We start from the raw sequence: 12,766 nt of genomic DNA, 5'->3' as shown, positions 1-12,766 counted from the left end.
GAAATTTTGACATCGTACAATGCTCAATTCGGTAAACGGTTAAAAAAAGTAATATTTTACATGATTTTAAGTCTTTAATACATGGCTTTTTTGGTTAATAATGCGTCTTTTGAGATACAATTATAAATCAATCGGAAAGCTGGACATCGGTTGTCCTGTTTTTCAGTTAAATATGTAGCGCATTTATGAGACCGGCTTATACGAAAGCACTTTCGAATTTAGGGAACAGGATTTTTGAAATTCGACGAGAAAATTGCGACAAATACCTCTCCGAATATCATTTTCACAGTGAATGCCAACTCACCTACATCTTTAGGGGCAATGGCCAACGCTGCGTAGGAGATCATCTAGAAGACTTTGAAAGCGACGAGCTGACATTTACCGGCCCGGGCTTGCCACATGTTTGGTATAATGCGCATGGTGATACCAGCCACGAACCTAGCGCACAGTCTATCACCTTACATTTCGATCCAGAAGCCCTACTTTCTTTTTGCCCCTTATTAGTTGAAACGGCCCCGCTGCATGACTTCCTGGAAAGATCGCGACAGGGGATGTTATTTTATGGACAAACAAAAGATGCACTCAAAAAAATACTACGAAAAATGGTCAGCGCCTCCGATATGCAAAAAACAGCCTATCTATTTGAGTGCTTAGCTACCCTTCTTCACACAGAAGAATATGCTATACTATCCGATAAATCCTATAGCAATGGATCACCGCGAAAGGATGGAGAAATTATTTTTAGCATATACAATTATGTTTTTGAAAATTTCAACAATGAAATTTCCTTAGAAGAAGCAGCTAAATTGGCGAACTTGACCAAGCCATCCTTTTGTCGCTTTTTTAAAGCACATACACGAAAAACATTCTCAAAATTCGTCAATGAAGTGAGGATCAATGAAGCTTGCAGGCTGTTGGTTCAGGATGAAAACCAGATAACAAATATTGCCTATGCATGTGGATTCAACTCCCTTCCCAACTTCAACAAATTCTTTAAATCGATTAAAGGGATTACGCCTTCCGATTATAAAAGTAAGCTTTTGATGAATAAAGATTAGCGAGTAGTGGCCCCCTTGTAAAAAAAGAGCTGTTAACACAGCTCTTTTTTTAATCCTCAGGTGCCAATGGGATAGCCTGCGTTCCAGCGAGCTCACGCATCCAGTTATTGAAATCCACATCCGATGGTATGTCGAACTTTTTGCGTAGTCTATTTTTACGGACCTGCACCGCCCTGATCGTCACAAAGGTGTATTCCGAAATATTTTTTGTCGAGAAGTTGAGAAATGCCATGGCACAAAACTCTAATTCTGTACTTCGCAGATTAGCGTCAAATGATTTGAGCGCCTGGATAAACTGTGGATACAATTCAGTAAATAAGATCAAAAATTCAGGATTGTTGCTTTTGGCCAGGTCTATCAATGTATTGAATTTATTTTCCCCGATCTGTTCGGTCAGTTCCTTATTGATTGTTTCGGTTTCCTGCAATGCCTCTTCTTTCTGTACCAATATCTTCTTGTTGTGCTTCGACCGCCAAACAAAAAACGAAACAGCAACAAGCAACAACAATAAGGCGTTAAGTGCAATTGTTCCTGCCCTTGACACCTTGGTATTCGATTCCTCATCTTTGAGTTTCAAAATCTGGTTGAGCACTTGATCGATTACCTGTCTATTTTCGCTTTCCAGCGAATCATTGAGCCGGCTGAAGGCCATTTCATATTGATTGGCTTTAGCATTATCTAGGTTGGTTCTTCGATAAAAATCAGCTAAAGATCGATACGAGTTTTGCATGCCTATTCTGCTACCGGCTGCCCGCCTTCTTACCAAGCCCTCCTCATAAAAAGCTGCAGCCTTTTTTAAGTTTCCTCGATTTTCCTCCAAGATAGCTAAAGCATCATACGTATTCAGAACAACGGGAATTTTATATTTCTTTATGAGTTCAATTGATTTGTCGAGGTATAGTTGTGCTTTTGCCAAATCGCCTTTCTGCGCATATAATTTTCCGAGGTTTTCATAAACAATTTGATAACGCATGGACGCATCCTTTTCAGCAAATACCTTCAAGTTATCCAATTGTAGTTCCGTATATTTTTGCATCGAATCCAGTTGCTCTAGGCGCTGAAAAACGACACTTAAATTTTCGTAGTTATATTGACGGGATTTTACTTGCTTTTCACCGGTCAGCTTTTTGATGAGCTCTTGCTGCAAGTGAAACTCCCGAAGCGCCTGTTGATTGAGCAGAAGCCCACCATAAGCCCGGCCGCGTAATCGATGGACTTCGGATTGCATAAAAATTTCATTCTTATAATAGTCCGTAGTCTCAATACGATCCAGCTGTTTCAGTCCTTCCTTAAATAAGCCTGCAGTCACAAGTCCTTCTGCTACATAAGAGCCCGATTTTGCTTTTCCTTCGTCATAGTCAGCAGCATTAGCGATATTAAGGGCTTTTATTGCCGTTTCGATATAGGTTACCAAATTCCCTTTACTGGCAAATTCCATCGATTTTGCTAAAAGTGAATCCACCTCCTGCTTAACGCGATCCGCTGCAACTGTTTTGAACGTGAGTAAACATAAAATAAAAAGTAAAAATTGCTTCTTCATGGTAGTACTAGGTCATTATTTAGGCATCTCTCGATTGTCTCCCTTGTCAGGTTCTTTAGATCTTCCCATAGCGCGTGCAAAGCTAGCTATTTTGAGAAATTAAACCACGATTAAATCAATACAAAATCAATATAATTTCCAATACTCTTCCGTTCATATTCTTAAAAGAAAGACAGTTATCCTTCTGACCAAGGCACTATTGCCATCACATTTTATAAATAAGCTGTAATAAATGGCAAACTCATTGGTTGGAGAAATGCAATAAACAATCGTATTGAATTACAATAATTTATTAAAAACGAAGATAAACAATTGTCAAACAACTGGTGAAAACATAGCTATCACATAAGTATCACACATTTAATAAAAATACCGACCACCCGATTGTTTTTTGGATATACTCGAGTATATACATCGAGAGCAAAGTACAAAAGCAATTTATTTTAGATCGTTTCAACAGTATATTCTTGTTTAGCTAGAGGGCTTCGGTGAATCTGATCGCGCATCCAGTTGTTAAAATCTATATCGGAGGCAATGTTAAGCTTTTTGCGCAATCTATTTTTGCGTATCTGGACAGCCCGCACCGTTACAAAGGTATATTGAGCAATGTTTTTGGTCGAAAAATTCAGAAAGGTCATAGCACAGAATTCCAGTTCACTACTGCGGATTTTTGGGTTTATTGTCTTTAATGAGGCGATAAACCCGGGATAGATTTCATTAAAAAAAGCCAAAAACTCTGCATCATTGTTCTTCGCTAAAGCAATTAGATCAGTAAAGTTATTCCTTTCCATTGTATATCGTATTTCAGTAAGTTTTGTTCTTATATTCCGTCCCTGAACCAAATTAACTCCCTCCAAAACTGACAACTATTTTCGATCAGCTGAGGGAAGAGCAAATAAACTCGACGGGGCTCCATCTTCCCCATCGAGTAAATCCAAATATATTATCACAGACCTTCACGCAAATTGGTCCGAGCGATAATTCATTATTTTCATCATCAGGAAACATTTATCCAGCGTATTTTCAGCTATGAGTTTATCTGCCAATCTCTTTTCCGAAATACCCTTCCTGATTATGGCGACAAATATTTGGATTAAAAGAAAGAAACAAAAAAAACAGCCTTTCACATTGCTATCACACTTAACAATAAACTGAAAAACAACAAGTTAAAACAACAACATCTAAATAAATGGTCAATTTATCACGCAATTTAGTATGCACCCAACCGCTGGATTTTCCACCGTTGTAAGCCGAACGTTGGTTTCGCGCATCGTTGTGTACAACTCCCCCTCCAAAAAAAACTCGGCTGAGATCTTTTAAATCCCTGCCGAGTATATTTACTTCAAGTTAGCTTCTGTCATCTGAGACAGCACTACCTTACCAATTAATGGTTCGATTATCGTCACCCGCATTGTCCCATGACTCCTGCGGATCGGTACTATGGATCGTATCAGGAGCTGAACCCGCAGCGATACCTTGTTCCAACTCTACTGTCGTTGTTTCAACACGTGGACTTATATAAACCTTCTTTTCTATATTTTTCATGATTTGATCTTTTTTTATTGGTACTCCAATGAATATATTATACTGTCAGATTAGGGACAGGCAATCTTTTTTCTACCGCTACCGGCGCCAAGCATTGTTGTTTTTCCTTGTACTACCTGAGTAATTTTCACCGTATTTGAAGTCGAACTCCAAGGCACAATATTAAATGTACCAGCTGTTAAAACCAATGGATACAGTTCGCCACCATTACTTTTACTACCATACATACTTACCTGACCATCACGAGCAATGACAACACGAATAATTGGATGAGTTGCTGTACCAACCATGTTATAAATCTGAGGAATATTAGCCCCACCTTCGGCGTTCGCTCCATTATAAATACTTCCATCAGCAAATTGAACATTCCGCGGTGCGATGGCGATGCCAGCTTCAAACTGAATCTCCTGGGTCGCCAGTTTTATTCCATTGACCTCCATATTAAAGGAATTGTCCATCTGCTGAATATCAAATACAAAACCATAGTCAGCACCTGGAGCTGTCAACGTTTGCTCAACGGTATTACCACTTGGAACTACTACACCATTTACAATGGCACCATTTCCTGATGCCAGATAATTCCAGTTCAGATTGGCACCCCCCGTTACAACTTGTGTACAGGTTTTAAAGTTCAAATTGAGGTTATAACGTTGCCCCGGAACAATATTTAAACCTGCTACCGATACATTATTCTTCGTTTCACCATCGATTGTGATGGATCCAAAATTAAAAACACCATTTGTTGCACTTGGATGAATCAATACTGTTGGTGTACTGGACACAGTACGTAACCCGGCAGCTCCCAATCCCGGAAATACAACATTGGCTGTAGCTGTTGATCCATTGTAGGTAATTGTACCATCTGCCAATTTTAGATTGGCATTTGGATGTGTTGGGTTAATAGTTGTCGCCGCCAGGTTTGTAATGGCACCAGTCATTTCTGTCGCCATGCTCAGATTGGTCGTTACTTCGCTGTATTGATGCTTTAAGACAACATCAAGATTATTGTCACCAGCTTGAACAGTAAGATCCTTCTTAAAGTACATCAGGTCAGCACTGATATTATCCAGACTGGCTGTTGTCAAATCTGTTTGTGCCGTCACCGCAGGTACCGTAGAGGTACTGTTCACCGAATAGGCTACGAAAGTGTAGGCTTGTCCAGCATCCAGCGTGATGTCGCTCGTGTTGTCTACTGTGTTTGTATAGGTCTTTTCAGTCACATAATCACCGCTGCTATTGTAAACAACGATTTTGTATTTGACGTTATCGCCAAGTGGAGTACGCTCCTCGGTTGCCGCAGCGCGATTTCCGGACGAGGCCCGCAATAGGTTGCCACTTGTTGCGGACGACTCGTTCGTCAACGTTGCTTCAAAAGAACTTGTCTTTGTAAGCGGTACTACAATGGTCTGATTGGATGCTGTCGAGCTACTGCCGTTGCTCGCTTTCTTTGTTGTGACGACAGGATTTTCTACCCCGAGTAAATGAATGCTTACATTCGCTTTGCCACTCTGGGCTACACTGTCTTTACTTTCCTTACATGCGAATAAAGAACCGCAGATAAGTGCCGAAAAGGCTAAAGTTTTCCAACCGCTTGTTGTTCGAAATTGTGAAATCATTTTGGAAATGGTTAATTAAATATTAATGTATTTTTTATGATTTTAGAATGAAATACTTCGATTCGATTACATGTCAACAACGCCAGGTTCTTTCATGCTTCAAAACGTTGCCACAAAGATTAACATTCGAGCAAAAAAATAAAGAAAAAGCAGCTATCACATCGCTATCACACTTTGTTTTGCGAAACACAAATCACTAATTACCAATAACATAAATCAATATAAAGCAAGTTAACTTTAGGTTATATTGAACACGAGAAAAAATCAGATTATTAATAAGGAGGGTAAATATTATCCATTTATTACCGAAACCACAGCATTGTTTTTCTGATAGCATAAGATAAATGGGGTATAAAAACTAAAAGGCCAATCCTTTTGGACTGGCCTTTTCAAGCTGTTATTAAACTTATCGTCTTTTGAAGTTTTTCGTTCAGGTTGGTTCGGTTCAGCGCTGACCTGAAAGGTTCACGTGAAATACCTTTCCGCTATCGGGATAGCGCTGCAGTTCTGCCGCTGTGAGTCCTTCCCTAGCTGTACTAATAAACAGGTCGGCACCTGTAGCGCCGCCAAAACAACAGGAAGTCACATGCGGCGCATTCACCCTTATTTTATCCAACAATTCGCCTGTTTCAATATGCCATTTGCAAACGGCAAAACCACCCCAATGGGCTACCCAAAGATGCCCATCGGGTCCCATACACATACCATCAGGCATGCCCAGCTCATTGGGTACGCGTACCAATGTGCTGTAGTGCTGCCCCCCTGCTGTCATCGATTCACCTGTGTTATGCCTAGCATAACGACGGATTTCGCAGGTATAGGTATCGATAAAGTAAAAATAAGGACTATCGCTGGGCCACACAATACCGTTGGGAATCGTTACTGCCGGAATAATTGTATCCAAAACTCCGTTGCAGAAACGCATAAGTTTCCCCTGATCGGGCAAAGCTTGCATGTGCATCGTGCCGAACCAAAAATTACCCTCGGGATCTATTCCACCATCATTGGTACGGACTTGTCCACCCCTTGAATCTAACTCGGCTACGATCGTCAAATCTTGCGTTTCCTTTGTCCAAATGGCCAACCCTTGCTGCATGGCCACAAGAAATTTACCCGATCCATCTGGCCAGGGTACAATCTTGCTCACATAACCTGGCAATTCCCAGTAAGCCGACTTCTTGCTTTCCAACTGATAGGTATGAATACGCTTGTGCAAAATATCCACCCAATACAAACTGTTATCGCGCTGGCTCCATACCATGCCTTCCCCCAGCAGACATTCGGTATGCAATAACACTGCTGCTTCTTTTAAATTATTCTTCATCACCATTTTGCTTCGCCTGACCTGATCGGCAATTTCTTCTTGAGATTAATATTCTAGTATTAAATAGGCAAGCTCACGTTGGGGTTTAATCCTCTTGCATCAGTGCACTTCTTCCACCATCAATTAAATAGGTACTTCCACTTGCAAAGGAAGCGTAGGTACTGGAAAGAAAAACACACCAGCCACCGATCTCTTCAGTTGTACCTAATTTTTTGACTGGATGTCTATCGACCGTCTTTTGTCTTTCGGCATCGGCATCCGGAAAACTGTCAAACCATTTTTGATTGCCGGGTGTATCGATAAACCCAGGGGCAAGTCCGACCGTACGGACCGCTGGGCCCCATTCGATAGCCATGGCCCTCACGAGTGAAAGGAGCGCCCCTTTGGTTACATTATAAGGAAAGCAGCCAGGTATGGAGGCATAAGCATGGTTGGAGGCCATGACAATAATCACCCCCGGCGAAGCTTGGGCCAACAGTGGTTTTAATGCCCGTGCCAGCAACCAATGTGATGCCAGGTTTAAGCTATTATTGTGATTCCAATCTCCTAGCGTACACTCATCCAAGCCTTTGAACATATTCTGACCTGCATTCGAAAGCAGTACATCCAAACGGCCATGCTCCTGTTGAAGGAGCATGGCCAATTCCTGAATAGCAGCCTCATTGGACACATCAGCAGCATAATAAAATGTTCGCTGCCGATAAGGTTCCATTGCTGCAAAAAATGAAGCCACTGCCTCATCATCGACCGCCAATTCGGCACAGGCTATAACGGTCGCACCTGCTGATGCAAATTGCAGACTCGCTCCCAGCCCAATGCCCGAAATTCCACCTGTGATCAGGACAACCTTACCCGTTAAATCAATTGTAAATGCCATCTATTCCTAAAATTACACATAAAAACCTGGTCGTGGTTCCAATACTCCAGGATGTTTGAGCATTTCTTCTTCGATCAAATCCACACCCAATCCTGGTCTTTCGCTCAAGACCAAGTGCCCATTTTTCACCATATCCTTAATCGGATAGTCAATGACTTCATCGCGCCAGGGCACATCATTGAACATAAATTCCTGCCGAAAGAAATTGGGCACCGAAGCACAGACATGCGCACTGGCCAATGTGGAAAGTGGTCCGTTGGGGTTATGTGGTGCCAATAACACGTTGTATGCTTCCATCATCGTTGCCATACGCTTCATTTCGGAAGGCCCACCACAACGCGTAATATCAGGCATCATAATATCACAGATATTTTTTTCCAATACCGGTCGGATCCCATGACGGGTATAATGTCTTTCGCCCACGCAGATCGACACATTGGACGGAATGCGCTCCCGCATGGCACGCAGGTTGTCTGCATTTTCCGGTCCCGCAGGTTCCTCATACCAGGTAATATTCAGTTCAGAAAGACGTTGCGCCATCTGTACAGCGACACGATAATTGAGCATGGCATGTGTTTCGATCATGATATCAAAATTGGGTCCAACTCCATCACGAACCGCTTTACTCACCTCAAACGCCAGGTCCTGCTGTTCGGCAGTCAAAGTCAGGTTTGCGGCCAAATCTTCCCCATACAGATAGTTTGTATGGGCAAATGGGTCAAACTTTAAGCCTGTAAAACCGGCTTCTTTGACCGCTTGCGCTTGTCGGGCATAATCTTCGGGATTATGTCCACCACCGGTAAACCAATAATTGGCATACAACAGGATCTCTTTACGGAAAGCACCGCCCAACAATTCATAACAAGGTACACCAAGCACCTTGCCTTTCAAATCCAATAGTGCCATGTCAATACCTGAAATAGCACACATGCTTGCACCATAAGGTCCAATCCAATTGAGATCGCGGTAGAGTTTGGTCCAGATAAAATCTGTTTTCATCGGATCCAGACCAATGATGCGCTGCCCAACATGCTTAGCGGCCTCATATACAATGGGACTGCCGGGCCAGTTGGTTGCTTCACCCACACCTGTATGCCCCGTATCGGTATAAATCTTGACTAAAGTCCAATTATATTTTACGCCTTCAACCAGCCAGACTTTAACATCTATAATCTTCATTGTTCTACTATTTTAATTTATCTTAAGAATAATCTGTCCACTTAACTTATCGCCTTTTTTTAGCTTTTTGCGCCCATAACTGTGCGGCGATCCATAAAAAGGTTCCGAGCCATTATTCGAATAATCGGCTATCAACCATTGTATCTGCTGATCCTGTTTCCAGGCCCGTGCATGCTGCTTGCCATTCGACAGCACCTTTACCGTTGCCGCAGGGCTACGCAAGCTAGCCCAGTAAATATTTCCTTTGGTCGACCTAAAGTCGTTCGAGCCCAATATATTGGCATCGTCTTTCCAATCTTTTGCCTGTGGCTTACCATGCTCTTCTACTTCATACAGCGGCACGGCATGCAATACGGCCTCGCCCTCATTGCGTCCGATATGATTGGCGGGATAAGTGGAAAATGTACCCTTTCGCGACCAAGCCAATTTATCGTAGGATAAAGGCAATTCAAGCATCAGACCGGCCTGATAAAGATCCATTTCCTGACCCTGCTGATAGACCATTTCATACTCCACCCGCAAAAGACCATTTTTAAGGAAAACAAATTTTTGTTTTCCGGTACCATTCTGATACCGCAGGTCCATCCGAACACATATACTGTCGCCTGTCTGACTGGCTTCTGTAGCATCCGCAAATAAGGTATACTGCTCGTACTGCTTCAATGGCGCAATGTTATTTTGATACGTCTCTCCCGCAACATTTGGCTTACCACCATCTTCCGCATTTGCTTCGATGAGCGCTACGGCCGGCCCCTTCGTCAGAATCAGCTCACCATCTTTGCGCACAGTAAGCAATTTGCCATAGGTTCGGCTAAATGTATAATCCACATTTCCCTGCTTTACATAAATATACGCCGAATCTTGTTTGAGCTGTAGTTCCGTAGCCGAAAACTTTTCCTGATTTTTGGCAACTTTCTCAAAGAGTTCATTTTCAACCTCATTTTGCTGATTGTCCATGGCAATAATCCGCAATGAGCCATATTCAGCTTGGATCGGTAAAATGACCTCGCCACTCGTCCGCGGTCCAATCGCTGCCCTAAAAGGAACTTCCTTACCATCTACAATGGCGACGAGTTTGAGCTGGTCAAGGGAAAGAAAATCGTATCTGTTTTCAATAGAGACCACCACTTTACCTTTCTTCAATTGCGGTGTACCGATCCTGATCGGTGAATAAGCCTTTTTCATTCCAAAATACTCCGGTTTCGGTCTGCGCCATCCATCAATCGGCCCCCAAGGTCCATACCCCACAATACGTCCATCGGGCAGATGAAAGGTATCATCGATACCGCTCCATATTGCACCACCCAAATTGCCCGAATGCTTGTAGATGGAATCCACAAAAGTAACCAGAGGTGCATTGTAAGCCTCACGGATACCAGGGTCGGTCAGCAACTCACGCCTGTTATACGTCGACAAATGGGCGTATTCACCGAATAAAGTCGGTCTACTCATGGTATCAGTCGCCGCAGGACCATTGATACCCGGATAATGGTAATTGGCAATATCCGCTTTACTTCCGCCATTATTAAATCCACCCCAGGTCTGATCATGGAAACTGGTGGGCCGCGTTGGATCCAAGGCCTTCACACGTGTATTGACCTCGGCCCACAGCGGGCTCCAATGCGATTCATTGCCCAGAGACCAAAATAACACCGAAGGATGATTGCGGTTGCTCAATACATTATCGATGTTTGCGCCCAGCATAACGGGCAAGAAACGCTTATCCTTGTAATCCCATTTGCGCCAGATTGGTGAAGCATGGTGCTGAATCCAGCTCAAAGCCGCCTCACTCTCCACGTACATTCCCAACTCGTCTGCCGCATTCAAAAATTCTTCTGATGGCGGGTAGTGCGACGTACGGATATAATTGACATTGGCCTGTTTAAATAAAACAACGTCCTGCCGATCTATTGCCGGATCAGCAGCCCGGCCATTCAGCGGATGTACAGCATGCCTATTAACTCCTCTCAATTTGACGGGTTTACCGTTTACCATCAGCTGATTTTTGAGGACTTCAATTTCACGAAATCCGACTTTTTGTTTATTGGTCTGTATCGCCTTACCATCCACAATCAATGCCGTCTCCAACACATAGAGATAAGGCGTCTCGGCCGACCATTGCTTCGGTTTTTTTACCGCTAATAGACTTTCGATCTGTTTATGACTCCCTACTCCAAGCTGAATCTTGTCGGAGAATTTTTGAAGCACTGTTTTGCCCTCGGCATCTCGGAGCACATAGCGCAATTTGACCTGCTGCTGCTGATCCGAGCTATTTTGCACCAGCCCCGCAAGTTTAAGTGTTGCATGGACATATTTTGAATCGAAATCTGTTGCAATCGCTGCATCCGAAATATGTACTTTAGGCACTGTAAACAAAGTTGCTTTCCGCAAAATTCCACCCACGGTATGCACCGCATACTGAGACACACAAGATAATATATCACTGATGGTATTTGCCTGAACTTCTACAGTCAGTTTATTTTTTCCTTTGTTGACTTTCCCCGTTAAGTCGACCTGAAAAGCGACAAATCCACCTTCATGTTCACCGACTACCTGATCGTTTACTTTGACAAGCGCATGTGAACTGACCCCGTCAAAGCGAATGTATACTGGATTGCCCTCCCAATCGTCGGGCATATCAAATGAACGCTCATACACTGCCGTTTCCCCCGCAGCGACATGCTGGTCTTGCATTTCCCATTCTCCCGGTACCTGAATGGTCACGGGCTTCGTATTGGCCACTTTGAAGTTCCACTGTCCATTCAACAGAATCCGACTGGTTTTACTTGTGGCCAACTGATCGGGCAGGGGCGTCAAAAATGGTCCAGCCTGTTGTGCCGACAGATTTCCAAAGGACGAACAGGCCAAAAACAGCGCCAGCCAGCTGCCTTTGGACAATTTGAATTTACATAATTCCATATTTTTCAAATGCTTCTTTGGCACCCATGCCTTCCATAACCTTGTTCAATACTACTTTTTCAGCTCTGGCTTTTTCAAATGCTCGAGCGAAAACCTCCTGTTCATGTTCGCGCGGTACCACGCAGACACCATCAATATCGCCGATCAGCATATCGCCATCCTTGATCAGGACATTTCCAAAATGGATTGGCACACGCCAGTCAATAACCTTTCCTCTCGGCGCCTGATCCTGCGCATAACAGCCCATGGAGAAACAAGGAAACTCGAGTGCCAAAATCCCTACGGTATCTCTCGAGTAGCCATTGACAATCGCCCCATGTGCACCCAATGTTTTGGCCCGTGCACTCATAATCTCACCCCAAAGCGCATAGTCCGGCGAAGAGCCGCTGCAAATGTAAACCTCGCCCGGGCGCAGATCATCCAGGGCCTCAAGCATAAATCCAAATGATTTAGCCAATACAGGATTCTTCGACTGCTGTTCAGCATTTCCGCAAACATCGGCCTCCAATACCGTCATCGCCCTACCAATTAAAAACAAATCTGATTTTAACGGTCTTATACTCGGTGGCAGAAATTGATGGAACAATCCCATTTTGTCCATCACATCCCCAATGACAGCTGTAAAAAGTTCCTTACGGATCAGCTCAAAGAGCTCCTCATCATTTGCCCATTCCACCAGATAGTTTTCTTTCATTTTTTATATCAATT

The 12,766-nt window shown here is 43.2% G+C and carries 10 protein-coding genes; 1 reads left to right on the top strand and 9 read right to left on the bottom strand.

The genetic code is table 11. The features are described 5' to 3' along the window. Nucleotides 1–185 precede the first annotated feature (185 nt). On the top strand, nucleotides 186–1,058 hold the full coding sequence (locus tag A9970_RS23105) for an AraC family transcriptional regulator (RefSeq protein ID WP_182983899.1): 873 nt from the start codon (nucleotides 186–188) through the stop codon (nucleotides 1,056–1,058). A gap of 49 nt (nucleotides 1,059–1,107) precedes the next feature. Here the strand turns inward: A9970_RS23105 and A9970_RS23100 are convergent, their stop codons facing one another. The 9 genes from A9970_RS23100 to A9970_RS23060 all read right to left on the bottom strand — a co-directional run bounded on the left by A9970_RS23100 (nucleotide 1,108) and on the right by A9970_RS23060 (nucleotide 12,752). Further along, complete coding sequence (locus A9970_RS23100) at nucleotides 1,108–2,598, bottom strand: tetratricopeptide repeat protein (RefSeq protein WP_182983898.1); 1,491 nt, start codon at nucleotides 2,596–2,598, stop codon at nucleotides 1,108–1,110. A 443-nt stretch (nucleotides 2,599–3,041) separates the two neighbouring features. After that, nucleotides 3,042–3,389, bottom strand: coding sequence for a hypothetical protein (locus tag A9970_RS23095; RefSeq protein WP_182983897.1), 348 nt, complete (start codon nucleotides 3,387–3,389; stop codon nucleotides 3,042–3,044). 586 nt (nucleotides 3,390–3,975) lie between these two features. After that, a complete protein-coding gene (locus A9970_RS23090) occupies nucleotides 3,976–4,143 on the bottom strand; it encodes a hypothetical protein (RefSeq protein WP_159727922.1) in 168 nt (55 codons plus the stop codon). A gap of 50 nt (nucleotides 4,144–4,193) precedes the next feature. After that, on the bottom strand, nucleotides 4,194–5,759 hold the full coding sequence (locus tag A9970_RS23085; protein WP_182983896.1) for a fimbrillin family protein: 1,566 nt from the start codon (nucleotides 5,757–5,759) through the stop codon (nucleotides 4,194–4,196). 445 nt (nucleotides 5,760–6,204) lie between these two features. Continuing rightward, complete coding sequence (locus tag A9970_RS23080) at nucleotides 6,205–7,083, bottom strand: SMP-30/gluconolactonase/LRE family protein (RefSeq protein WP_182983895.1); 879 nt, start codon at nucleotides 7,081–7,083, stop codon at nucleotides 6,205–6,207. Nucleotides 7,084–7,168: 85 nt separating this feature from the next. After that, entirely contained in the window at nucleotides 7,169–7,960 is a 792-nt protein-coding gene (locus tag A9970_RS23075) for an SDR family NAD(P)-dependent oxidoreductase (protein WP_182983894.1), read from the bottom strand. A gap of 12 nt (nucleotides 7,961–7,972) precedes the next feature. Continuing rightward, entirely contained in the window at nucleotides 7,973–9,139 is a 1,167-nt protein-coding gene (locus A9970_RS23070) for a mandelate racemase/muconate lactonizing enzyme family protein (protein WP_182983893.1), read from the bottom strand. A gap of 12 nt (nucleotides 9,140–9,151) precedes the next feature. Continuing rightward, a complete protein-coding gene (locus A9970_RS23065; protein ID WP_182983892.1) occupies nucleotides 9,152–12,058 on the bottom strand; it encodes a glycoside hydrolase family 2 TIM barrel-domain containing protein in 2,907 nt (968 codons plus the stop codon). Continuing rightward, entirely contained in the window at nucleotides 12,045–12,752 is a 708-nt protein-coding gene (locus A9970_RS23060; RefSeq protein ID WP_200845572.1) for an RraA family protein, read from the bottom strand. Before A9970_RS23060 ends, A9970_RS23065 begins: the two co-directional genes overlap by 14 nt. Nucleotides 12,753–12,766: the final 14 nt, after the last annotated feature.

The sequence above is a fragment of the Sphingobacterium sp. UME9 genome (genome assembly GCF_014170215.1).
GTDB lineage: Bacteria > Bacteroidota > Bacteroidia > Sphingobacteriales > Sphingobacteriaceae > Sphingobacterium > Sphingobacterium paramultivorum.
Note: the sequence above shows the minus strand (reverse complement) of the source record. Positions and strands in the feature narration are given on the sequence as shown.